Source organism: Marisediminitalea oceani (genome assembly GCF_003731635.1).
In the GTDB taxonomy this organism is placed as follows: domain Bacteria; phylum Pseudomonadota; class Gammaproteobacteria; order Enterobacterales; family Alteromonadaceae; genus Alteromonas; species Alteromonas oceani.
Genome location: NZ_RCUA01000070.1, coordinates 80,451 through 105,547, shown reverse-complemented (window position 1 = coordinate 105,547; position 25,097 = coordinate 80,451). Strand labels below are relative to the sequence as shown.

Here is a 25,097-nt window from a genome sequence, read left to right as displayed (position 1 = left end):
GCCGACTGAAACTGAATTTGCTCAAACTCCTAACGTGAGCAAGTTGGCCGGGTCACTATTTGACTCGGCCTTTTTTATTTTTATTACCGAATCGTTTCCCGTCACTTACCCGAGTTGTTTTGCAACACTGGTGCCAGCTTTTAATTTTTATTCATAAATAATCGTACAGCCCTTATCTTGCGGCTTTTCAGCATAGGCTTCAGCAACGCTGGCGTGACCTACTGATGGTCACCTGACAAACTTTTGACGTGCAAAAGCGGAGAATGCTTGCCAGCTAATGCCGCCCGGGCGGATAACTTTGCCGCCTGATATTTCTCACACTTCCCTGAACTATGAATCCTTTCTGATAGGGATGTTTAAGCGCGGCGTATATCTATCCGCTGACTTTCCCGCGGTGTTTGCCCAAAGATTTTTACTCTCCAACACCTTACAAAGCAACCCTGCAGCGCTTAAAACAGCGTCAGAAGAGATGTTTGAGCGCATATTTTGTAAAAAAATAGATGCATTTATTCATTTAAAATCAATGTCTTACGCTTTATTTTTGAATTTGTTTAATTTTTTTTCGAAAAAAAACTAAAGATTCTCAAGGTTAGGCCGATACCTTTAGTTGAGGGGTAATTCATTTGATGAATTGCGTAGTGTCTGAGAAGCGCTACAAAATGAGGTGGTTTAGCAATTGTTGTTGTGGTGATTATCGCAACCAATGATTCAGTGCTAAATCAGGTACGAAAGATTATAGCTTAGCAGAGTCCGGGGGGATTCGGCTACAGGTATAATCCCAGGAGGTTAGATAATGTCTTTATATGTAAATACAAACGTCTCGGCCCTGAATGCACAGCGTCAGCTTTTCGATGTGAGCAACAAGCTAAGCACATCATTTGAGCGTCTGTCTTCAGGTTTCAGAATCAACAGCGCATCAGATGACGCCGCCGGTCTGCAAATTTCAGATCGTATGACGTCGCAAATCCAGGGCCTTAACCAGGCTGTGCGAAATGCAAACGATGCAATTTCACTTACGCAAACAGCAGAAGGGGCCTTATCTGAGGTAACGACCAGCTTACAGCGTATTCGTCAGTTGGCAGTTCAGTCGCAAAACGGTATCAACAGCTCTGCTGACCGCGTAGCTCTGCAAAAAGAAGTGTCTGCACTTAAAACTGAAATGTCACGTATTGCTACCGACACCCAGTTTGGTGGTGTTGACCTGTTAAGCGGTACCTATTCAGCTAAGTTCCTGGTAGGTGCAAACGGTGGTCAGACTATCTCTGTAAACCTGTCACGTGCTGGTGGTGGTTACGGTACTTCTGGTTTGTCACTGTCTAACTTGTCAGTATCTTCAGTTGCTGGAGCGTCTGCAGCCCTGACATCCATTGATTCAGCTATCTCCACTATTGGTGGTGCTCGAGCTGACCTGGGTGCCTTGCAAAACCGCTTCCAGTCTACTATTCGTAACTTAAGCAGCATCTCTGAAAACGTATCTGCCGCACGTTCTCGTATCCGTGATACAGACTTTGCATCAGAAACGGCTGAACTGACTCGTAACCAGATCATCCAGCAGGCGTCTGTTTCGGTTCTGAGTCAGGCTAACCAGCGTCCACAGACAGCATTATCGCTGTTAGGTTAATAGCTGGAAAGTTTACCGGCAACGTGTTGCCGGTTAAGTCAACGGGTAAACGGGCATCTGTGTAAGCAGGCCCGTTTAATGCGTTTAAAAACAGGGGGTTAGTTGTGGAAATTTTACCAACACAAATTGGCCAGAATTTTGCTGGAAATATACCCAAAGAGCAGCCAAAGCCCGAGGTAGAATCGGATCAGGTCGCCCTGGACAATTCATCGCAAGGTGCGCAAAAAAATGTGCAGCCTAAAGCAGAAGATGTTCAAGCTGAGCAAAAATCTGCCGATAACTATAATCGAGAGGAACAGGCTCCGGAACTGGACGGTGCAGTACAGGAAATTCAGTCGTTTTTGCAGACGCAAAATCGTAATCTGGCTTTCTCTGTAGATGAAAATACCAACCGGTCGGTAGTGACTGTTAAAGATTCCACGTCGGGCGATGTTATCAGACAAATCCCGTCTGACGAGGTGTTGAGGTTAGCGGAAAGAATTAAAGATCTCCAACAAGACATCGGAAGTAGTGTGGGGGTGTTATTTAATAAACAAGTGTAGAGGTGAGCTATGACTATTCAATCGTTAGGTGTTGGTTCTGGGCTTGCGCTTGACGATCTGGTCACGCAGCTCCTCAGTGCAGAGCGCGAACCAAAAGAAAAGCGCCTGAATGACAAGGAAGAAAGAATTGAGGCAGAAATTTCTGCCCTCGGTCAAATCAAGTCAAAACTCAGCGACTTTAAAGAAACTGTCGATGAAATGCGTCGTGACAGTGATATTAATGGTCGTGAGCCTACGATTACCCATCCGTCAGAAGACAAAGACATTTTTACCGCAGAAGCCTCCAACTCGGCGCTTCGCGGGTCTTACGAAATAGCGGTCACCGAGCTGGCCAGTGGGTCACGCATTGAAACCGCTGATGCGGCCTATACCGAATCGACCGATCAAGTGCTGACCGATGGTTTGGGCAGCACCACTATGACGTTTAAAATTAATAATACCGGTGACAGCTTTACCGTCAGTGTGACGCAGAACATGACTCTGGCGCAATTGCGAGAAGCGATTAACAACAACGAAAACAACTTTGGTGTTAACGCTAATATTATTGACACTGGTACTGCAACCGGTGGTGCAAAATTGGTGTTTACCTCTGATGTGACCGGCGCGGGCAATGATCTGGTGATTGTTAATGACGGCGACCGGGCAGAGCTTGACAGTTTGACCACCACGGATTCAACCGAAACGGCCACCAATCTGAGTCCGGTGAAATCGGCTACCAATGCTAAAGCAACCATTGATGGCATTCCGGTAGAGAGTGAAACCAACGAGTTTGAAAACACCATTCAAAATGTCTCGTTTGAAGCGACCAGCGTTTCTCCGTTGGATACCGATGGGATCACTCGGGTCACATCCACGTTGGAAATTGGTTACGACCGCGACGGTCTGGACAAGAAAATCCGTGATTTTGTTGATAACTACAACAAAATTATCAGCGATATCCAATCATTAACCCGTTACGGTGAATCCGATCTGGAAGAAGATGGTGCCTTAGCCGGTGACTCAATGCTGCGCGGTATCAGTAATGGCCTGGCGAGTATTGTAGGTTCCAGCGTGGACAGTTCATCACTGGGTGGTTTATTTGCGCTGGGTGTCGAGCTGAACTCCGACGGCAAGCTGGAAATTCCCACCACAGATTTTGGTTTAGGAACCGGTGACGAGCGTCTTGAAGCCGCATTGGAGGATAACTTTGACGAAATTGCCAAACTGTTTACCGACGAAGATCAGGGTATCGCTGTTCGACTTTATGAGATGGCCAATGAGTACACCTCATACAGCGGCTTAATCACCTTGCGTGAACGGGCTGCAAAAGATGATAAAGACCAGATTGCGGATGATCGCGAGAGATTCGAATTACGCATGGTAAGTTACGAGCAAATTCTCCGTGATCGCTATCTGAACCTCGACCAGACCGTGGCGAGATTAAACCAAACCGGTTCTGCATTGTTAGCAGCATTAGGTTAGTAACTGACATAATAATACGAGGACTTTTCATGGCTCTTACCGGAATTAACGCTTATCGCAAAGGTAATCTGAAGCAGGATATTGCGAATGCCGATCCGCATAAATTAACGCTGATGCTAATGCAGGGCGCGCTGGACCGTATTGCTTATGCCAAAGGTGCAATGGAGCGCCGTGAGTACGAGCTTAAGTCGCAGTATATCTCTCGGGTTACCGCTATCCTTATCAATCTGCGGGATACCCTGGACTTGAAAACCGGCGGTGAAACGGCGGAAAACCTGTTTGCTTTATACGATTACATGATTGAGCGACTCAATCTGGCTCACGTTAAGAATGACTTGAAGATGCTGGATGAAGTGACTAACCTGTTATCACCAATTCGCGATGCGTGGGTTCAGATCCCTGAAGAAGCTAAACAGGAAGCTTTTGAAGCCCAGCGTCAAAAACGCCAAGCTGTGTGAACCTGAACGAACTGAATCATGACTTAACGCCCGATGCACTGGGCGTCTTAAACGCGCAAATCATTGACGCTTTACCCCAGCCTGACGATGCCTCGTCAGGCTTCAAAACCTTCTATGAACTTATCGTTCAACGTGATGCACTGGTCCAGCAGATCCTGGCCGGTGCTGAGCCAGAGTTTGCTCAGGCTTTTGCCGGTAAAGAGCTGGTGGTTAACAACAAATTAAAGGAACTGGCGCAAACCTTGCTAAAGTCTGCTAAAGACGATGCGAGTCACTTTATACGTAGTCAGGCCGCGATCAAAAAGTACAAATAACCAACGTTTGCCGTTGGCATTTGCACTATTAATGGATTTTTTCCGCGCGAGTGACTATATTTGCTGTCAGAGTCGTTATAACCATTTGTAATGCAAAGTTTTTTATTTGCGAGCAAATAGTCGGCTTATATCGCATGTCTTTGCGGCATAGTAGGTTGCGGGATATTGGGATGCCTTATTCGGGTGGCCGCAGGTCAGTAGCAATGACAAGGATTTGACACTCGGACTGAGCAGATCCTGTTATTGACGGTACCCTGCAAATAATTGTGCCGACGCGCAAACAACAATAACTTAACTTACAGCGGTGGATACGATGACACTATTTGATGGTAAAACGATACTGATCACAGGCGGCACCGGGTCTTTTGGTAAACGCTTTGTTAGCTACCTCTTAAACAACGCCTCGCCGAAACGAGTGATTATCTATTCCCGTGACGAACTTAAGCAGTTTGAAATGCAGCAGCAATACAATGCACGTTGTATGCGTTACTTTATCGGTGATGTGCGTGACAACGAGCGTTTAAAAATTGCCATGAAAGATGTCGATTACGTGGTGCACGCCGCTGCGCTAAAACAAGTTCCGGCTGCTGAATACAATCCTAACGAATGTATTAAAACAAACATAAATGGCGCGCAAAACGTTATTGATGCTGCCATTGCCAATGATGTGGCACGGGTCATTGCATTATCTACCGACAAAGCCGCCAACCCGGTTAATTTGTATGGTGCCACTAAACTGGCGTCAGACAAATTATTCGTTGCCGCCAACAATATCTCAGGTGCCAAGGGGCCTCGTTTTTCGGTGGTACGCTATGGTAATGTGGTTGGCTCGCGAGGCTCAGTCGTACCATTCTTTCGTAAGTTGTTGGCTGAAGGTTGTGAGGAGTTACCCGTCACGCATCCTGAGATGACCCGTTTCTGGATCACTCTCGACGAAGGCGTGGAATTCGTGGTGAAAAACTTTTCACGCATGCAGGGGGGTGAAATTTTTGTGCCTAAGATCCCGTCCATCCGCATCACCGATTTAGTAACCGCCATGAGTGGCAAGCCGGACCATAAAGTGATCGGCATCAGGCCGGGTGAAAAATTACACGAGGTAATGGTGCCGGAAGAAATGGCCCATCACACTATCGAGTTTGACGATCACTATGTGATTGCTCCGGCGATTGTCTTTTTTGATAAAAATATTAATTACAAGCTTAACCGGCTGTCCGAGCAGGGGCAGCCAGTAAGTGATAAATTTGAATATCATTCCGGCACCAACCCGCATTTTTTGTCGATTGATGAGTTGCAGGTTCTGGATAAGAGTACCGTATGATCCCCTATGGTAAACACACAATTTTTCCCGATGATATCGATGCCGTCACCCAGGTGCTGGAGCAGGGGTTCTTAACCCAGGGCCAGCAAGTACCGGCTTTTGAACGGGCCTTGTGTGACTATACGGGCGCTGCCTTTGCAGTTGCCTGTAATAGCGGGACGTCCGGATTACATATCGCGTGCCTGGCCGCTGGCGTAACCAGTGGCGAAGTGGTGTGGACGGTGCCGAATTCCTTCGCAGCATCGGCCAATTGTGCCCGTTACTGTGGCGCGGAGGTCGATTTTGTGGATATCGATCCGGTTACCCGTAATTTATGCACCGCCTCGCTGGTGGATAAACTGCATCTTGCGGCCGCAGAAAACAAAATTCCTAAAGTGATAATCGTTGTTCATTTTGCTGGCAGTAGCTGTGATATGGCTGAAATTGCTGCCATCACCGAGCCATTTGGCATAACCCTGGTCGAAGATGCCGCGCATGCGCTGGGTGCGCAGGATGCACAGCAGCATGTTGTGGGCGCGAGTAAATATTCAGCCATGACGGTGTTAAGTTTTCATCCGGTTAAGTCCATCACCAGCGCCGAAGGCGGTGCGGTACTCACCAATGATGATGAACTGGCAGCCCTGTTACGGCGTTATGCCAGTCATGGTATTACCCGCGATCCGGCCATGCTGGGGGATGCTCACCAGGAGGAACCCTGGTTTTATGCCCAGTTTGAATTGGGATTTAATTACCGGTTAAGCGATGTGCATGCCGCGCTGGGCTTATCCCAGCTTAAACACCTCGATAGTTTTGTGGCGCGGCGCTATAACCTGGCCCAGGTGTATCACAAAGCCTTAGCTGATTTGCCGGTGATAAGACCTGTGCTCGATCCGAATAGTGCCTGGCATTTGTACATGATAGAACTGGTCGAACACGATCGTAAGCAGGTGTTTAATGCACTCAGAGAGCGGGGAATTGGCGTGAATGTACATTATATCCCGATTCATTTGCATCCTTACTATCAACAATTGGGTTTCAGGCCCGGTCAGTTTCCCAATGCCGAGCACTACTACCATCGTGCGCTTACTTTACCTTTATTTCCAGCTCTGTCTGCCGATAACCAAATGGAGGTTATTACGCAGTTAAGCGAGGTATTATCTTGAATATTGCAGTGATCCCGGCCCGTGGTGGCAGTAAGCGGATCAAAGGAAAAAATGTCCGGCCTTTTGCCGGCAAACCGCTGATCGCTTATTCTATTGAGGCGGCAAAACAGGCCGGTGTGTTCGACGATATTGTGGTATCGACCGACTCGCCTGAAATTGCCCGGGTAGCCAAAACCTGGGGCGCGACACTGATCATTGAGCGGCCGGATGCGTTGTCAGACGATCATACCGGCACGTCGCCGGTGATTCGCCATGCCATAGAAGGATATAGCGAAATCGTCGATAAACCGGATTTTGTGTGCTGTATCTACGCTACAGCCCCCTTTTTACAAGCCGGTTTCCTGGCCGACGGGTTAGCTCGTCTGCAGGCTGCTCCGGCTATGTACTATGCCTTTTCAGTTACGACTTTCGACTTTCCCATTCAGCGTGCCATTCGATTGGCTGGTGAGGGGGTTGAGCCGGTGGATGCGGGTAACATGGGGATGCGCTCGCAGGATTTGGAAGAGTGCTACCATGATGCGGGTCAGTTCTACTGGGGGCATAGTTCTGCCTGGTTAGCCCATCAGCCAATGTTCGCTCAGCACAGTATTCCGGTAGTACTGCCGCGCCATCTGGTGCAGGACATCGATACCATGGAAGACTGGACTCGCGCCGAGCTAATGTATCTGGCCTATGTTAAAGGAGGCGGTGATGCATAGTACCGGGCCGGCCAGAAAAATAAAGATTGGCAACCGTGAAATCGGTCGTGATACCGCGCCTTTTGTGATTGCAGAGCTTAGCGGAAATCACAGTCAGTCGCTCGATACCGCAAGAGCCATGGTCAAAGCGGCCGCCGAGAGTGGTGCCCATGCTATTAAATTGCAAACCTATACCGCCGACAGCATGACCCTTGATGTCATGGAGGCTGGTTTTGTTATTGAAGAAACCGACAGTCTCTGGCACGGCGCCAGCCTGTATAGCTTGTATCAAAAGGCGGCTACTCCGTACGCGTGGCACAGTGAACTATTTGACTATGCGAAATCGCTGGGAATGCTGGCTTTCAGCTCGCCCTTTGATGAGTCGGCGGTGGACTTCTTGGACGAACTGGACGTCCCCTGTTTCAAAATCGCCTCATTCGAATTAACTGACATTCCGCTTATCAAAAAAGCGGCCAGCAAAGGCAAGCCGCTGATCATGTCAACCGGGATGGCCAGCCTGAGTGAAATTGAGCTGGCGGTAGAGACCGCCAGGGAAGCGGGCTGCGAAGAGATTATCCTGCTTAAATGCACCAGTACCTATCCGGCAGAGCCGATAAACACTAATCTTAATACCATCCCTCATTTGCGCGACGCCTTCGGCTGCGAAGTGGGCCTGAGCGATCATACCGGAGGTATTGGCGCAGCCGTGGCCAGCGTCGCTCTGGGGGCCAGCGTAATCGAAAAACACTTTGTGTTGGATCGCAATGGCGGTGGTGTTGACGCGGCATTTTCATTAGAGCCACAGGAACTTGCTTCGCTGGTAACAGAAACCGAACGGGCCTGGCAGGCCTTAGGACAAGTGAAATACGGCGGCACCGTGGCAGAAGATAAAGCCAAACAATATCGACGCTCTATTTATGTCAGCCAGGATATTCAGCCTGGCGAACCGCTTGGTCCGAACAACCTGAAGATAGTCCGTCCGGCCTTTGGCCTGGCACCAAAGCACTGGGATTTTGTGTTGCATAAAAAAGCCAGTCGATTTATTCGTAAAGGGACGGCCCTTAGCTGGGAGCATATTGGCGAATGAGTGCTGTGCTTTTTTGTACCGGCGGCAGTAGCGAAACAGGCATTGGCCATATCATGCGTTGTCAGGCGCTTGCCCAGGCTGCCGGGGAGCAAGGGCTGGACAGTCTGTTTGTAGTGAACGAGGCCGCCCGCCAGTTTATTCTTGCGCGTTACGACTGGACTGGTCAGCTAATTTTAGCGGCTGAGACCGAACAGGCCCTGGTCAGTCAGATAACCGCGCTGGCAGCGGAGCATGCAGCGGTGGCCATTGTGCTTGACGGGTACGGTTTTAGCGAGTCGCTGCTGCGCAATGTAAGTCACCCCGGCACACCGCTGGTGCTGCTCGACGATCTTCGCCAACCGGGTTTTCAGTATGCCGATATTTTGTGTAACCCCGCCGGTGAAGTCTGGCGAGAGGCGTATACCGAAGCAAACCCTACCGCCATGCTATGTTTGGGGGCCAGATACCGGTTACTGAGAAGAGAATTTTCCGTCACCCAACCGTTACCGATAAATCAGCGCTTTAGTCTGACCATTAATATGGGCGGCAGCGATCCGGCGGGATTAACCTTACCTGTACTTGAAAGGTTGACTGCCGCGCTGCCGGATGCGCCGTTCAGAGTAGTCACCGGCCCGGGCATGGCGGCAGATGCACTCGATGCCTTAAGCCGTTTTATTCACAAAAGTGATAGCGCGATTCAGCATGTACACAATTGCCAGGATATGGCCGATTTGTGGATCAATGCCCGCCTTGCCGTGGTTGCCGCAGGCGGGAGTCAGTTTGAACTGGCGGCCTGTTTAACGCCTTCAGTGTTACTGACGGTAGCGGCAAATCAGCGCCAGGCCAGCCATGAAGCGGCCGGGCAGGGCTGGTGTGAAGTCATGAATGCTGAAGAGAGTCTTGATTTGGCCGCTCTGACCGCCAGTGTCAAAGCACTCTGGCAGGATGAAACTCGCCTTGAAGCTATGTCCAGGGTAGCTTCTGATGTCGCTGTCACCGATGGCGCCTGGCAGTTGCTGGCCGCTATTGCCGATTGGCGCAACGATCTGGCGGGATAATATGTTAAGTAACAAGCCGGTTAACCATTTTTCGCTCAGTGCCTATCAGGTAGAGCTGCTGCCGATGGCACAAACTCATCAGGACCTGCTGCGAAACTGGCGTAACCAGGATGAAATTCGCCGTCAGATGTTGTCAGACGAACCGATCAGTGAAGAACAACAACAGGCGTGGTTCAAAAAAACGCAGCTCGACCCAAAACAATTGCACTGGGTAATTAAATTTCGTGATCAGTTCATTGGCGCGACCAACGTTAAATCGCTGGAAAATGGTAATACCGTGGAACAGACCAGTTTGCTTGAACCCGGCTTGTACATTGGTGAGCGGCGCTATCAGGGGAATATCATTGCCTTTGCCCCAACCCTGGCCATGTACGATTTTTGTTTCGACCAACTTGGCACCAAACGATTCCGGGCGGTAGTTAAACGCAGTAATCAAAACGCTTTGAGTTACAATCAAAAGCTCGGTTATGCCATTGTTGAAGATGAAGAGCTGATGGTGCTCGAGCTGGATGTGGAAAATTATCGTCAGGCCACGGCGCCGATTAAACAGTTTTTATCACGCACTCGCAACGCGAAATAAGGAACGAGATACACGTGGATACGCAACAACAATTACAACAGGCCTTTAGTGATGCACTGGGGCTCCCGCCGGAAAAAGTCACCGACGGACTCACTTACAATACCATCCCTGAATGGGACTCTACGGCTCACATGGTGTTAATTGCAGAGTTAGAGAATGTGTTTGATGTGATGCTGGATACCGATGATATTATTGATATGAGCTCGGTGGCCCAGGCCAAACTCATTTTACAAAAATACGATGTCAGCTTCGCTTAATACTGTTTTACAAAGTGCGTCGGTACTTATTACCGGGGCGAGCGGAGGCATCGGCCAGGCGATTGTAGCCGCCTGCATAGAGCGCGGTGCCACCGTGTTTGCTGGCGGACGCAACGAAGAAGCTCTCGGCGCCATGCAGGAGACTTTTGGCAAAGCATTGCGGCCGCTGGTGTATGATGTGACCGATGAGCATGCGGTGAAAGACACTTTCCGGCAATTGCAGCGCCAGGTTTCAGATGGACTGGCCCCGCCGTTATTCGGCCTGGTAAACAATGCCGGCGTGATGCTGGAGTCGCCGTTATCGGTAACCAGCATGGACAAACTCAAACAGCAACTCAATATTAACTTTCTCGCCCCTTATCAGCATATGCAACTGGCCAGCCGGCTAATGAGCCGCCTGCGCCGTGGCAGTATAGTGAATATTGTGTCGCAGGTCAGTGAGCAGGGCAGTAAAGGCATGAGCGCTTATGCAGCCAGTAAGGCAGCTCTGACCGGCGCCACTAAATCTCTGGCGAAAGAACTTGCTCCGGTGGGAATTCGGGTGAATGCGGTAGCCCCCGGATTTATCGATACTCCGCTTACCGAACACTACGAGAATGAAGCCAGACAAAAAGTGCTGCAGCGAACGGTACTGCAACGTGCCGGTACGGCCAGGGAAGTGGCTGATGCCGTACTTTATTTACTCTCCGAGCAGGCCGGTTATACCACCGGGCACGTGTTACCTGTTGATGGACACTTTTGTCCATGAGCCATGCAGAGCTAATGATCCCGTTTATAGAAGCCCATCGTTACTCAGAGCGAGTGGCTCTGATGGATGATACCGACAGCCTCACTTACCGCCAGCTAAGTGAGGCTGTAGAACGTCGAGCGCAAAACTGGCAACAGATAGTTGCCCTTCATCGCCCGGTGGTGATGATGCTCATTGATAACAGTATCACCAGTGTGGTGGATTACTTAACTGCACTGAGTCTGGATTATGTGGTGCTGTTACTAAATCGCGAGTGTACGCTTGCCACCCGTGAACAATATGCACAGGCATTAACACCCAATGCGGTAATTGGTGATGGCACCGTCACGTTTCTGCATAATGATCCACCGTCCACGGATGCCCGGTTAAGCCTGTTATTATCTACCTCCGGTAGCACCGGCGCCGGCAAATGCGTGGCGCTGTCGCAACGTAACCTGACGGCGAATTGTGACGCCATTTTAGCGTATCTGCCCATTGTGGCAGAGGATATTACGCTGGCTACCTTGCCGCTAAGTTATTCTTACGGACTGTCGGTATTGCACACCCATCTTAAAGCAGGCGCAACCATCTGTTTTACCCGCCACAGCGTGTTTGATAAGGCGTTCTGGGAGGTGATAAAAAACCGTCCGGTAACGTCGCTGGCGGGCGTTCCGTCTTTTTACGAAATGCTGCTTCGACTGCGCTTTACCCGTATGACATTACCGGCCCTACGCTATTTTACGCAGGCTGGCGGAAAACTGGCCGAGGCCCATGTGACCAGCCTGGCCGAATACGCCAAACAAACCGATAAAGCATTTTTTGTGATGTATGGCCAAACCGAGGCTACGGCCCGGATGGCCTACCTGGCGCCTCACAAAGTATTACAAAAGCCGGGCGCGATGGGGCAGGCGATAGCCGGAGGCGAATTTAAACTGACTGGCGAAAACCCGCCGGATGGGGAGGGCGAGCTTTGCTATCGCGGTGATAATGTTATGCTGGGCTACGTTGAAAAGGCGGCCGATTTAGCCGCGTTTACACCACCAGAATGGCTGGCCACCGGCGATCTGGCGGTGTGTGATGCCGACGGGGATTACACGATTACCGGCCGCACTAAGCGAATGATCAAAATTGCTGGTGAACGGGTTAATCTGGATGTTGTGGAACAGGCTTTTCTTAGCATACTTGCCGGGCAAAACCTGACTCTGGCGGCTTGCGTGATTGGTGAAGATGACAAGCTTATCGCTGTGTATAGCGGCGAGCTGTCTGGCGAACAAAACGCGCAACTTACCGACCAGCTGGTAAAAACGCTGGCTATTCCAAAACGCAATATCCGTTTGCTAGCGAATGTCACAATTGCGCTGCTGGACAACGGCAAAATAGATTATGCCAGTCTGGCCCGACAGCAGAAAGGGGTGGCCTGACGTGTTTAGCTATCCGCCCGACTTATTTGATTTACCGGTTTATGGCCTGGCCAGTGCCCAGAAGCAAGCCATGCTGGATGAACTGCTACAGAGCTTAAGTGCCCATCATTATGCGCATTGTCAGGCTTACCGGCAGTTGGTTGACTGTAACCCGTTTGATTTCAGCAGTGCCCCAAGCCCGGGGCAACTGCCCGTAGCCACGCGTTTATTTAAAGATCTTGAACTGGCCAGTATTGAACAAACCGAGGTGTTCAGACAAATGCGTTCGTCAGGTACCAGCGGACAGGCCTCAAAGATTACCCTGGATGGACCCTCGGCCAAGCGCCAGAGTCAGGTGCTGGTGAAGATTCTGCAAAGCTGGTTAGGGAAACAGCGCCGCCCCATGCTGTTAATCGATGCCCCTTCTACGGTAAAAAAAGCCGGCGCTATGACCGCCAGAGCCGCAGGGCTGCAAGGCTTATCTTTTTTTGGTCGCCACCATTGCTACGCGCTGGATGATGAAATGCAACTGGACGTGGATAAAGTTCAGGCGTTTTTTACCGAGCACGGTGAGCAACCGGTGCTGATATTTGGCTTTACGTTTATTGTCTGGCAGCAGTTTATTCAGGCGATGATAAGTCAGGGTCTTACTGTTAATTTAACCAATGCCATCCTCATCCACGGCGGTGGCTGGAAGAAAATGCAGGAGCAGGCGGTAACCGACGAGCAGTTTAAAACGGCTATTCGGCAAACCCTGGGCAATGTCAGTGTGCATGACTATTACGGCATGGTAGAGCAAACCGGCACGATATATATGCAGTGTGAACATGGCCATTTGCACACTCCGGTTTGGTCTGATGTGCTCATTCGTGACCCAGCCGATTTAAGTGTGTTGGAGAACGGTGTAACGGGATTAATTCAGGTCAACTCGGTGTTACCAACCAGTTACCCGGGCCATTGCCTGCTGACCGAGGATCTGGGCACCATTATTGGCGAAGATGACTGCGCCTGTGGCCGGTTGGGGAAATATTTTAAGGTGCACGGCCGGGTGCCTAAAGCACAAGTGAAGGGATGCAGTGATACCTTTGTTTAATGATAATCCACTACCACTAAGGTGGCACATTAAGGCTGATAATCCTGAGCAAAACAGGTCGCCGTCACTTGCTGAAATCCGCGCGTCGGTGGCTGGGTTTGCGGCATTTTTACTCAAGCAAAATACGGCGCGGGAACATCCGGAAATTGTTGCCCTGGCGTTTTGGTTTCGTCAGGCGCACCTGGCGCAGATAACCGCAACCATGCCAACTGAACTGCTAAACAAAAAGCGCCATCGGGTGTTTCATATTGCCCCGGCCAACGTTGATACGGTGTTTATGTATTCGGTACTGCTTTCTGTACTCTGTGCTAATCAGAACATCGTGAGGGTAAGTCAGCGCAGCGGCGAGGTGACCTGGGTGTTAATTTCACTGCTGAAGGAATACCTGAATATACCCGATGGGCAGGTCCTGGCTAATCAGATAGCCGTGGTTGAATACGATGCCCGGCACGAACAGGTGACGGAGCAACTGAGCAACTGGTGTGATTTAAGGGTTATCTGGGGCGGCGATGAAGCCATAAAAGCCGTGTCGGCAATCGCGCCTCAAACCGCCCAGATTTGCTTTCCCGATCGCTTTTCAGTAGCACTCATACAACTGGACGAAAACAGTGATATTAATGCGCTGGCCAGCCGGTTTTTAACCGATTTGCTGCCATTTACGCAACAGGCCTGTTCGTCACCAAAAGCCATTTACTGGCTCAATACCGCCCCTGACTATCAGGGGTTGTTCTGGACTGCCGTTGAACAACGCATTGTGCAACTGGATCATCAGTTTGAAACAAGCCATAAGGTAAATCAGCATATTTTGCTACAAAAGCTCGCCGCAGGGTGGGGGATGAAGTTGAGTCAGCAAGCGGGTAGCAAAACTGCTACCTTCGCTAAGGTATGTAATGCCGGTCCTATTGCCCGGTGTAAAGTCAATTCTCTGACTGCGGCTATGCTCGAAGCGCATGAGGGGGATGGGCTGGTAGTGGAACAAGATATCGGCACGGTAAATGAGATCGCCTGCTCAGCAAAATTACAAACAATTAGCTACGCCGTGACTGACCAACTGACTACGCCAAAGGGGGAATTTAAGCGTGTTGTGCCATTGGGTAAGGCGCTGGAGTTTGCACCCGTATGGGATGGGGTGGATTTACCGGAAGTATTCTGGTGAGTATCGCTTTAGGTCCCTGTATGGGTCAAACCGACGTTAACGGACTGATTTTATGCTGACCATAACCAACTTGTTATCGCAGAGCCTGGTGCTGTTTGGGGCGCTACTGCCATTACTGTTGCTGAATAAACAGCTCAGGGCAAAGCGCGGGGCACTCAGTAAAGCCGCGTCGCTGGCAGACATTAACTGGTTACTGCTGGTGTCAGTTGGCCACGTTGCTTTATGTCACTTTAGCGGTATTACCGCTATTGTCAGTACGGCGCTGCTGAGTTTGTATGCGGTATTAATATGGCTTGATGCCATGCTGTTTGTGCAATACCGGATTGAGGTGAACCGGGAAACCATTATGTGGTTTTTTAAAGGCACCAAAGGCCTGATGAAAGGCATTCCCCATTTGCTGGAGGTACTCAAACGGTTTAAACCGGCGGTGTTAATTCCATTTATGGCAATCGCTTGCTTCATTTTTGCTGCCATGCAGATGTGGGCGGTGACTGCCTGTCTGGGAGGCATTTTATGGTTGCTTTGTGGCAGCTTTATTGAGACTGGAGCGAAAAGCCGCATGATTTGGGCCTGTATTGGCGGGTTGCTGGTCAGTTTGCCGCTGATCCCGGGCATTCCGGTTGGCGCCAACGGCATAATAATGCTCGCGGTAATTTTAGCGGTACTGACATTAAATGGCTATGCCACAGTAGCGAAAGCAAAAGCTGAATTTTTTACTACGCCCAGCCTGCTGCCTAATATTTTGTTAAGTGATAATTTCAGCGCACCGGACACTGCCGATGGAGAGCCCTTGCGTCCTTATGTGCCCGCTATTAAGCCCACCCAAAAAAGCGAGTTATTTGGCCATTGTAAAGGCGCCAATGTTATTCTTATTACCATGGAGTCGCTGGGGTGTTATGTACAGCCCTATGATGACGCACCAGTGCAATCGTCGCTGGTGAAGCGATTTAACGCTAACCGCTGGCTGTCATCACAGCACTTCAGTTTATGCCCCAACACCACGGTGTCGACCAATCAAATGTACACCGGCCTCTACTCCAATAACCCTTACAATAAGCCTGACTCAGCCTATTACGGCGGCGAGCCGCGGTATATCAAGGCACTGCAACAAGCGGGTTACCATACTCTGTTCCTCGATAGCGCTAACACCGGGCTGTATGATTATTGGAAACTGCTGGAACGCATCGGCTTTGACCAGGTATGGGGAACCGACGATATTCCTGCCAATGGACTCACCGCAGATTATCGCCTGTGGAATATGGTGGATGAGGTAGCCCGGCAGGTGAGTGACAAACCGTTCTTTTTGCACCTGATCAATGATCAGACACATATGCCGTATGAGGTGGTGGATAAACAGCGTTTTAATCAGCACCAGGGAAGCTCGCAGAAAGCTTTGTACCTGAATGCGGTGGAGGAAGTGGATTTTATTATTGATGAGTTTTTAAACCGGCTGGCTGAAAAGGTGGACCTGTCGGATACCCTCGTGGTGTTTACCGGCGATCACGGTGAATCCTTCGGCGAATATGGTTACAGTTTTCACAGTAATTCTGTGATCCCTGAACAAACTCAGGTGCCGTTTATGCTGACTCATCCAAAGCTTGAGAGCAAAACTATCAGCCACTCGTCACATTTTGATTTATTCCCTACATTTCTGGATCTGCTGGGTATAAATCATGATATTGCAGGACATGGTCAGTCGCTGGCGTTGGATGACCGTGACAAATGCTACTTTTTTCACTCTGCTACGCTTAAAGGTAACACACCGGCTAATTTCAGCCTGTTATACGAAAATGACCTGTACTGGTTTGATCGACTGTTTAATCAGATATATCAGTTTAAGTTTGAGCAGGGGCGCTGGCTTTCTCAACCGGTAAAGGACAAGCAGTGGGTAGCCACTATGCTGGGGCACAATCTGCTCAGTAAGGGTTTAATCACCACAGAGCAGTAAACCGTCGCCTGCATTAATGTTTTCCCAGGCTGAACCGATAAAATATAAATAAATGCGCGGTAACCGACAGATAACAATGCAATATTCACTTAATAAAATCTATTCGGAGTATGCCAATGTGCATCAGGTGTGCCGGGATGCACTGGCAGTGTCGGATGAAGCCGGCATAGAAGCTATTCTGATTGGCGGCTCTTTGCTCGGCATGGTGCGGGATAATGATTTTCTGCCTTGGGATAAAGATATCGATTTTGGTGTATATCAGCATCAGATTGAGAATGTGTGGGAGCTCGAACCTGCGCTCAGAGCCGCTGGTTTTGAATGCCGCAAACATTTCGTAGGCGCGCGTGATAGTCAGGCATTACAACAAGGCCTGGCAGTTTTGCATGCCATTACCCAAAGTCTCGAAGAGCAGCACATCGACTATGTGCTGACCACCGGTACTTTACTTTCACTATATCGTGATGGGCAACTGAATCCTGAAATTGATACCTTATCGCTATTGATCCCGCCGATGAGCGACAGTGAGCTGGTAGCCCTTGGCGCCGCCCTCGGGGAGGTGGATTCATGGTATGTCAGCAGTGAAGGTGAGCAGGGCAAAGGGTTAACCGTTGAGCAGTCCGGCTGGCGTGTGAATCTGTTTAACTTCGCGTTTGCAGAAGGTAAGGGAATGTGGCGCGATCTTAATTGCGAACACAGGCTGGACGCCAATGTACTGGCGGCTCCCGAAGAGCTTCTGGTTGGCGAACTGAAGTTTTTTGTACCGGCACAAACCGAAGCTTTCCTTCAGGCTCGCTACGGCAATACGTGGGCATCACCGGCACCGGCTAAATTCAGCCAGGGCCGCTTACCGGCATTTTTACAGGCCTTCAAAGGTGGCGTGATGGTGGACTATATCATTCACTATCAGGTGGGCGAGAAAACCTACTGGTTTGAGCCAAATGCTAATGTGATAAGTACCGCCGGGTTTTTACCCACTGAGGTAAGACAAACTACAGCCGGACCGCTGTGTTTCCCTGTACAACCTGAAATTTTTCTGCAGGAGCATTACGGCGACTGGCAAACGCCGGTTAAAAGCTGGAACGGGGCAGTGGATAACCCCACGCTCGTAGCTAATGCTGAAACAATGGCATTGTTGCTCTCACATTTTGAGTCCAGGGATGATATATGCTTATGAGCCAGTTGACGCATGCCATTGAGCAGAGCCTGACTCAGCGTGATATTCGCATGGTGTCCTTCGATTTGTTCGATACCCTGGTGTTTCGCAAAGTAGCCCGGCCAACGCGCATATTTGCTGAAGCCTTTGCTGCAGTGGCCGAGCAACTAACTGTACACATGATGCCGTCTGAGTACGAGGAGCTACGGCATTATGCTGAACGCGAGCTGAAAAATAAAACAGAGCATCGAGAGGTTACCCTGGAGCAAATCATCGGTCATTTACCGATGGGTGGAGCAGATCAATGCCTGCTGTTAAACGCTGAGCTGGCAACAGAAGCCCGTTACGGTTTTCTTGACGATACACTTAAATCGCTTATTTTAAAGCTGCAAAACACGCCGGGTGTCAAAGTGGTCTTTATTTCCGATATGTATTTATCGGCTAAGCAGATCCGCGACTGCTTTTTTCATGACGAACCGGCTTTACAGGCGATCCCACTTTATGTGTCATCAGAACATAAAGTAAATAAAGCTTCGGGCGGTTTGTTTAAACGTGTCGCTGAGCTGGCAGACCAACCTTTTGAATCCTGGCTGCACGTGGGTGATAACGCCATAGCAGATATCAAAAATGCCAACCTGTTTGGTATAGAGACAGTGCGTGTTGGCCCATTACTCGATAGTAAGCGGATCCTTGATACTGAACGTAAACTGTATTCAGCGCAATGTGATTTTAATGCCGTTCGCTTTCTGGCCTCAACCCACAAACCTGCAGAGGTTATGCCCAGCGCGTTCGAGCTCTCAGGCTTCACCTGGGGGCCGGCATTATTAAGTTTTTGCGATTGGGTTATCAATAGAAGCATGGCCAGCAAGGCCAGTAATGTGCTGTGTCTGATGCGCGAGGGAGAGGTTTTTGCACCCCTCATAGAAAAGCGGCTCGCACAGCGAGGCCTCTGTGGTTTGCGGATTATCAGGTTATATGTGTCACGCAAGTCTACGTTCTGGCCCGCAGTGAATATTGAGGATGATGACTGGTTTAGCGGCCTGATGGATATTTTTATCAAGCGCAGGGGTTATACCATCGCTAATTTTTACGCTGATTTTATGCTGGAGAAGGATGACATTTTGCAACAGTTTTCAGCGCTGGAGTTTAAAAACTCCGATAGTGTTTTTCATAATGGCAAAAACATCCTCAGTTTACTTTATCAGCAGGCCGAAAAGTCAAAACAGGCTGTTCAGCAGCGTATTGAGGCAGAAAAACGCCGCTTCGCAGAGTATTTCCACAACGAGGTCGACTCCCCGTTATCGCAGTGCATTACTGTTGACCTGGGTAACGGCGGTACTATCCAGAGTCACCTTGAGCTGGCCCTTGGTGAGCGGGCCAGAACCAATTTGCTGTTTTATTCTACCAATCGTATTTATCAGCGACTGGGTACCCTGTATGAGAGCTTCATCGGTGCCCACAATGATAAGTTTAATCTCAGACGTATGCTCTGGCGCTCGCCTGAATGTATAGAGAGTTTTTTATTGGGCGATGTGGGCACCACTCTGGGGTACGATGAGCAGGCCAAACCGGTTCTTGGCGAGTCGACCCCGGAAAATACCTCTATTGTTGACAGCTTTTACGCTGGAATAGAGACCTTTTTTGATTGCTTCAACCGTTATGGCTTTGAGACAGTGAATGCTGATCAGGCAATAGCGATGCTGGCGCGCTATGTGCGATTGCCTACTTACAATGAAAGCATTGTGTATACTCAGTTGTTTCATCAGGATAATTTTGGCGCAGATAAAACGTATCCGGTGATTGCAGAGTCGCAAATCGCCGAAGTTAAGCGGTTGGGCACACAGCAGGTGATAGAAAGCTTACATGAACACGAGCAGTGGCAGATAGGCCGCCTGCACTGGCCTCAGGCGATTTGCAGTGTCATCGATGAAGATTTTCTGTATCGCCGGGAAGGTCTGCTGCTAAATGATAGTTATCTTAATATTCTCAATCTGATTGAGCTGATAGAAGAGCGGGGCTGGCAGCAATTCACCTTGTATGGGGCTGGTGTTTTCTTTGAACAGTTTAATGAACTGACTGCCTCAAATGGTTTTGTTATTGAGCGATTGATTGATCGAAAAGCAGACGTCAACGGGCCATATCGCCTAAAAGGCGTCGAAGTAGAAAGCCTTGCTCAGGCGCTGAATAAAGGTAGCCGCAAAATAGTCGTTACCTCTTATGCGTTTAAACAAGAGATAGTTAAAAATATTACTTCCGTAGCCAGAGAGTTAGGGATAGCACAGCAAGTTCAGATTATAAGCGTCTGATTTTTCAATTACTTTGAATGCCGGATAAATATACATGTTAAAAAATATTAAGCTACATTTGGATTCGGATGAAGACAGGCAGCTTTTATTAGACGGTGAGTTAGCGCGACATATTGCCAAAACACATAAAAAAAATGTTTATGCTTTCGCCCAGAGCATGCCGTCGATGATGAATGTCGTTACTACTGAAGATAAAGGCTACGTATCGGTCTTCAGTAATAAGCAAGGTGACATAAATTTAGTCGATTTGGGCACCGGGCGCACACTCTATGGATTAGAGCCTGTTAAGGAAGTAGCAAGACACCTTGAACTGTTTTGTCATCACCCATTGTATGTAGACTTTTCAGCCTCTGAGCCACACCCCCTGTGCGAAAATTCTGATAGCGAGCAGCCGCAAACATTAACCGAACTTCCAGTCTATCAACAAAAAGCCTCGGCTGTGCCATTGCCAGACGGTTTTGACGTAATGGTGGTACTTGGGGTTGGGATCGGCTGGCATATCGAAACGCTTCTTAACGACTACGACATAAAACATCTGGTGATATACGAGCCCGAAGAGGCGTATTTTAAAAATTCAGTGACACTATGTGACTGGTCACATATCTTTACCCTGGCCAATCAAAAAGGCACCGGTATTTATATACAGTACGGTATGGACGGCCGTAACCTGATTGAAGACATGGAAGAACTCCGTCAGGCAGTTGAGGTAGACGGCTTTTATTTGTACCGGCACTACAACCATCCGGTTTTTCGCTCTGTAGAGAGCGGGTTGCGTCAATATTGCTGGTCTCAGCTCAAAAAAAATGGTTTGCCCGTTAATACCGAAGAAAAGGCTAACGAGTATTTGCCGGCCTGGAGTTTACCCGCTGATATACTCAGCTATCAGTCGGTAACGCCAGAAAACACCCTTTATCAGTCTAATATGGCGGCTTTTAAAGCGTACTTTCCGGATATTTACCAGGAGTTTAAAGATTATCAGCCGGGCTCCTGGCTGCCGGTAGTTGAAAGGAATAATGAACAAGCCGTCAATATTGCCAAGCGCGACGATCTAACCACCTGGTATGGTCAAGAGGCGAAAGAGGAATGTCGGGCAAGCTATCGGGGATTTTGCGAAGCACCGGCTAAGGACGGTGTAGTGCTGGGTTATGCCGGGACAAAGTTAAAGCATTATCGACACTACCAACTGGTGCAGGAAACCGAGGAGCTTCTGAAAGCCGAAGAGTCGAAGTTGCGTTTACCGGAGGAAGTGAAATCACTGATTATGTTTGGTCTTGGCGCAGGCTATCAGCTCGAGACGCTGTGTGAGAATCACACTATCGGTAATTTATTTATATGTGAGCCAAACCGTGACTTTTTTTACAGCTCGTTGTTCGCAATTGACTGGCACGCCATCTTAACCAAAATAGATAAAGACGGTGGTCGCCTGTACCTGAATATCGGTGATGACGGCAGTAACCTGTTCCGCGATTTGTTAAACCGTTTTTATTCCATTGGTCCGTATATTCTGGCCAATACCTTTTTCTACCAGACCTACTATAATTCATTACTTAACTCTGCGGTGGCTCAACTACGTGAACAGTTGCAAACTGTTATCGCCATGGGGGAGTACTTTGATCACGCTTATTATGGTATCAATCAAACCCACAGTGTGATTAAAAGTCAGCAGTCTTTTCTGAAGGGGAAACCCGCCGGCTATTTATCTCAGCAATCCAAAGATGTACCGGTTTTTCTGATTGGTAATGGCCCGTCGCTGGATGATGCTATTGAATTTATAAAAGAATGGCAGGACAAAGCGATACTGATTTCTTGTGGTACGTCACTGCAGTCACTCAATCGCTATGGAATTACGCCGGACTTTCATTCAGAGATTGAACAAAACCGCTCAAGCTTCGACTGGGCCGCATCGGTAGCTGATTATGATTACCTAAAGCAGATTGACCTGCTTTCCTGTAACGGTATTCACCCCGATACCGTGGAGCTTTACCGTAACAGCTATCTGGCCTTTAAAGACGGCGAGTCGTCCACTACATCCACCCTGGAAGTGTTAAATCGCAGCGAGTTCGAGTCGTTAAAATTTGCCTTTCCTACTGTGTCGAACTTTTCGCTCAACCTTATCCTGAGCCTGGGTTTTGATCAGGTGTATTTGTTTGGTGTTGATTTAGGCTTCAAAGAACAGAAAAAACACCACTCCTCAGCATCAGGTTACTATGATGGTGATGGCGAAGAATATTACGATTACGCAGATAAGAACAATACCTCAATAATGGTGGAAGGTAACTTTTCGTCCCGGGTGTTCACCAAGTACGAGTTTAAAGTAGCCAAGGTCATGCTCGAGCAGTCGCTGGCGCAGCACAAGGTCGATTGCTACAACACGTCCGATGGTGCAAAAATCAGCGGTACTAACGCGTTACAGGCTGAAAATATCCTTATTACAACCACATCCCAGGATAAGGAACAGGCCCTTAAGGAAGTGAAAACCCAAGCATTTGCGCCAATTGATTACGCGGACTTCAGGCGCAAACTTGATAATAAATACAGTGACGAAACCCTTAAGCATGAGCTCGGTGTGTTTCGCTCTTACATCCAAAAGCCGTTTACCTCGATAGCCGAAATTGAGTTTCTGATTGAACAGCAAAAAGTGCTGTTATTCGCCTCTTACAAGCATGGCAAGAGTTTATTATTTTACTATTTATATGGGACGGTTAATTTCATCAATGCGCTGTTTACACGCTTGTTGAATATTGCCGGTGGTGAGGAAAAAGTGCTTGAAGTGTGCGAAGAAGCACGGCAACACTGGTCGTCGACGTTCGACGATATGCTCTTTGCCATCACCACTGATAAAGGCGCTTTTGACTGCACCCACTCTCTGGCAGACCGGGGATTTAAAGATTACGCCCGCCATAAGATCAAAAATTGTAATGTTAAGTTACTCACCGACAGCAATGATTTTGCCAGCGTGATGCAACGGATCTGTGAATCTGAGTTTGAGGGGCTTAGTGTGGATGTAGGGTTTGGTCAGGAAGTCATCCCTGCAGCCAGCGAAGTTTGCGATTCCCCTGTGTTGATTTATATAAGGTCAGCTCAGTTTGACTGGCAGACCCTTCTCCAGCGTTACCAGTTTAATCAGGGCGCATTGATTATTACCCAGGATATCAATAATGAAGAGTTAGTTTCAGCTGCGAAGGGTAAGGCATGTGTATTGTTTTCGCCGGGCAATGTGTTCACCGGGGCGGGTTTTATCCAAAGTCAGCATCATGCCAGGGTTTGGGTAATTCTTGACTACCTGCACCAATTACAGGCCTTCGACTATGTTTTCCATAAGTACGAATTGAAAGAAGATGCATCGGTGCCGCTAGAGGAGGCATTCGTTGAGCGCTTCATAAACTCAGACAGCTTCGTTTTTGATAACGTGCGAACCGTGGGGGTTGCCAATCGTTTTCTGCGTTCCTCTGAACGTATCCTTAATTTAGGCGTGCGGGCACGAATAACCAGGCATTATAGGTATCCTGATTTCCTGACTAAAGGAATACTCACCGACGCGAAATGGCAGGCCTGGAAGAAAATGTTCTTGACCTATAATGAGCAAACCGATGAGTGACATCAGGCCTGTTAAGCTGCGTATTTGTCTGCTTAGTAAAGCCGATCGTTATGGCGGTGGCGCCAGTAAAATTGCCGAACAACTGGCGCAAAACCTGACTGCTGAAGGACATACGGTCATTCATTTATCCCGCAGTTCCCGGCAGGGATTCAACCAAATCAACCGCCCGCTGTACGGTCGGTTTGAAAAGTTGATCAAGAAGATACATTGGCATTTACGAACTCTCGGATTCCCGGAAATCCTGCCAATGGAGTTGCCCCGGCTGCTGCTTAAAAAGGAGTTTCGTCAAACTGACGTGTTTCATTTTCACGATATCTCCGGGTCAATCTCGCCTTTTACCCTGTTAATTTTGAGTTTTTTTAAACCTGTAGTCTGGACCGCTCACGATTGCTCGGTGGTTACGGCGGGCTGCATTCATCCGCTGGGCTGTGAGCGCTTTAGCAGCGAGTGTGGGCCTTGTCCCCAGATAGGGACCTGGCCGTTGCAGAGCAAATTTGATTTTACCCGCTTCTTGTACAAGATAAAGTTATTTGTGCTGCGCCATGCCAGCAACCTGACCGTGGTTTCCCCTTCTGAGTGGTTAAAAAAGATGATTAACCAAAAGGTAGCCATAAAGGTAAAGGTAATTTCCAATGGTATTGATCAGCTTGTGTTTTATCCGATGCCGAAAAACAGGGCGAGAGCGTCATTAGCTATCGATGAACAGGCGTTTGTTATTGCCATTACTGCGAATAGTTCCCGTAATGTTTTCAAAGGTTTCTATAATAATTTAAGTGTACTTAAAGCTCTGAAACAGCGTCAGGTAGTTTTCACTTTACTGGTGATAGGGCGTATTGATGATACCGCGCGGCATCATCTTAAGGCGTTTAATTATATTAGCACCGGGTTTGTTGAGGATGCCTGTCTGATGAACGAGTATCTCAATGCTGCCGACATGCTGTTGTACTGTGCCGAGGCTGAGAATCAGCCTTTAGGGGTGATAGAGGCCGCTAGTACCGGTTTGCCGGTATTCGGTTTTGATATTGGCGGGGTAAAGGAATGTGTTCCGGTAAGTGAGCGGCATCGATTTGTAGCGCCGTCGCAGCAGGCGGTGTTAGTGGCAGACATTGAACACTATGCCAGCCAAACACAAAAAAACGCTGCCGATCCGTTTTTCTCTTTGCAGCGCATGGTGGAAGAATATGAAAAGCTATATGTGTCACTGGCCAGATAAGTGCGGTGA

The 25,097-nt window shown here is 48.8% G+C and carries 21 protein-coding genes; all 21 read left to right on the top strand.

Annotation, left to right across the window (positions count from 1 at the left end):
- The first annotated feature begins 793 nt into the window (after nt 1-793).
- The 21 genes from D9T21_RS18070 to D9T21_RS17970 all read left to right on the top strand — a co-directional run bounded on the left by D9T21_RS18070 (nt 794) and on the right by D9T21_RS17970 (nt 25,088).
- Nucleotides 794-1,621 (top strand): flagellin N-terminal helical domain-containing protein, encoded by an 828-nt coding sequence (locus D9T21_RS18070; protein WP_123326624.1) that lies wholly within the window; start codon nt 794-796, stop codon nt 1,619-1,621.
- A 104-nt stretch (nt 1,622-1,725) separates the two neighbouring features.
- Nucleotides 1,726-2,163 (top strand): flagellar protein FlaG, encoded by a 438-nt coding sequence (locus tag D9T21_RS18065; RefSeq protein ID WP_123326623.1) that lies wholly within the window; start codon nt 1,726-1,728, stop codon nt 2,161-2,163.
- A 9-nt stretch (nt 2,164-2,172) separates the two neighbouring features.
- Nucleotides 2,173-3,624: a flagellar filament capping protein FliD gene (gene fliD, locus D9T21_RS18060; protein ID WP_123326622.1), complete on the top strand. Its 1,452-nt coding sequence runs from the start codon at nt 2,173-2,175 to the stop codon at nt 3,622-3,624.
- A gap of 29 nt (nt 3,625-3,653) precedes the next feature.
- Entirely contained in the window at nt 3,654-4,082 is a 429-nt protein-coding gene (fliS, locus tag D9T21_RS18055; RefSeq protein ID WP_123326621.1) for a flagellar export chaperone FliS, read from the top strand.
- The gene (locus tag D9T21_RS18050) at nt 4,079-4,396 is read left to right on the top strand and encodes a hypothetical protein (RefSeq protein WP_123326620.1); all 318 of its coding nucleotides are present in this window, start codon (nt 4,079-4,081) and stop codon (nt 4,394-4,396) included. The genes fliS and D9T21_RS18050 overlap by 4 nt, the downstream gene beginning before the upstream one ends.
- 313 nt (nt 4,397-4,709) lie before the next feature.
- Complete coding sequence (gene pseB / locus D9T21_RS18045) at nt 4,710-5,714, top strand: UDP-N-acetylglucosamine 4,6-dehydratase (inverting) (protein ID WP_123326619.1); 1,005 nt, start codon at nt 4,710-4,712, stop codon at nt 5,712-5,714.
- Nucleotides 5,711-6,856 (top strand): UDP-4-amino-4,6-dideoxy-N-acetyl-beta-L-altrosamine transaminase, encoded by a 1,146-nt coding sequence (gene pseC / locus D9T21_RS18040; RefSeq protein ID WP_123326618.1) that lies wholly within the window; start codon nt 5,711-5,713, stop codon nt 6,854-6,856. The genes pseB and pseC overlap by 4 nt, the downstream gene beginning before the upstream one ends.
- Nucleotides 6,853-7,554 (top strand): pseudaminic acid cytidylyltransferase, encoded by a 702-nt coding sequence (gene pseF, locus D9T21_RS18035; protein WP_123326617.1) that lies wholly within the window; start codon nt 6,853-6,855, stop codon nt 7,552-7,554. Before pseC ends, pseF begins: the two co-directional genes overlap by 4 nt.
- Nucleotides 7,547-8,620, top strand: coding sequence for a pseudaminic acid synthase (gene pseI / locus D9T21_RS18030; protein WP_123326616.1), 1,074 nt, complete (start codon nt 7,547-7,549; stop codon nt 8,618-8,620). The genes pseF and pseI overlap by 8 nt, the downstream gene beginning before the upstream one ends.
- The gene (gene pseG / locus D9T21_RS18025) at nt 8,617-9,657 is read left to right on the top strand and encodes a UDP-2,4-diacetamido-2,4,6-trideoxy-beta-L-altropyranose hydrolase (RefSeq protein WP_123326615.1); all 1,041 of its coding nucleotides are present in this window, start codon (nt 8,617-8,619) and stop codon (nt 9,655-9,657) included. Before pseI ends, pseG begins: the two co-directional genes overlap by 4 nt.
- A 1-nt stretch (nt 9,658) precedes the next feature.
- Nucleotides 9,659-10,237 carry a GNAT family N-acetyltransferase gene (locus D9T21_RS18020; protein ID WP_164464751.1) on the top strand — a complete coding sequence of 193 codons (579 nt, stop codon included), beginning with the start codon at nt 9,659-9,661 and terminating at the stop codon, nt 10,235-10,237.
- 14 nt (nt 10,238-10,251) lie between these two features.
- Nucleotides 10,252-10,494 (top strand): acyl carrier protein, encoded by a 243-nt coding sequence (locus D9T21_RS18015; protein WP_123326613.1) that lies wholly within the window; start codon nt 10,252-10,254, stop codon nt 10,492-10,494.
- Nucleotides 10,478-11,242, top strand: coding sequence for an SDR family NAD(P)-dependent oxidoreductase (locus D9T21_RS18010; RefSeq protein ID WP_123326612.1), 765 nt, complete (start codon nt 10,478-10,480; stop codon nt 11,240-11,242). Before D9T21_RS18015 ends, D9T21_RS18010 begins: the two co-directional genes overlap by 17 nt.
- Entirely contained in the window at nt 11,239-12,642 is a 1,404-nt protein-coding gene (locus D9T21_RS18005) for an AMP-binding protein (protein WP_123326611.1), read from the top strand. Before D9T21_RS18010 ends, D9T21_RS18005 begins: the two co-directional genes overlap by 4 nt.
- A gap of 1 nt (nt 12,643) precedes the next feature.
- On the top strand, nt 12,644-13,714 hold the full coding sequence (locus D9T21_RS18000; protein ID WP_241155752.1) for a LuxE/PaaK family acyltransferase: 1,071 nt from the start codon (nt 12,644-12,646) through the stop codon (nt 13,712-13,714).
- Entirely contained in the window at nt 13,698-14,870 is a 1,173-nt protein-coding gene (locus D9T21_RS17995) for an acyl-CoA reductase (protein ID WP_164464750.1), read from the top strand. The genes D9T21_RS18000 and D9T21_RS17995 overlap by 17 nt, the downstream gene beginning before the upstream one ends.
- A 52-nt stretch (nt 14,871-14,922) precedes the next feature.
- Complete coding sequence (locus D9T21_RS17990; RefSeq protein WP_123326608.1) at nt 14,923-16,818, top strand: sulfatase-like hydrolase/transferase; 1,896 nt, start codon at nt 14,923-14,925, stop codon at nt 16,816-16,818.
- A 76-nt stretch (nt 16,819-16,894) separates the two neighbouring features.
- Nucleotides 16,895-17,992 (top strand): LicD family protein, encoded by a 1,098-nt coding sequence (locus D9T21_RS17985; protein WP_164464749.1) that lies wholly within the window; start codon nt 16,895-16,897, stop codon nt 17,990-17,992.
- The gene (locus D9T21_RS17980; protein WP_164464748.1) at nt 17,989-20,277 is read left to right on the top strand and encodes a hypothetical protein; all 2,289 of its coding nucleotides are present in this window, start codon (nt 17,989-17,991) and stop codon (nt 20,275-20,277) included. Before D9T21_RS17985 ends, D9T21_RS17980 begins: the two co-directional genes overlap by 4 nt.
- Before the next feature lie 34 nt (nt 20,278-20,311).
- Nucleotides 20,312-23,875 carry a 6-hydroxymethylpterin diphosphokinase MptE-like protein gene (locus D9T21_RS17975; RefSeq protein WP_123326605.1) on the top strand — a complete coding sequence of 1,188 codons (3,564 nt, stop codon included), beginning with the start codon at nt 20,312-20,314 and terminating at the stop codon, nt 23,873-23,875.
- Complete coding sequence (locus tag D9T21_RS17970) at nt 23,868-25,088, top strand: glycosyltransferase (RefSeq protein ID WP_164464747.1); 1,221 nt, start codon at nt 23,868-23,870, stop codon at nt 25,086-25,088. The genes D9T21_RS17975 and D9T21_RS17970 overlap by 8 nt, the downstream gene beginning before the upstream one ends.
- The last annotated feature ends 9 nt before the right edge of the window (nt 25,089-25,097 follow it).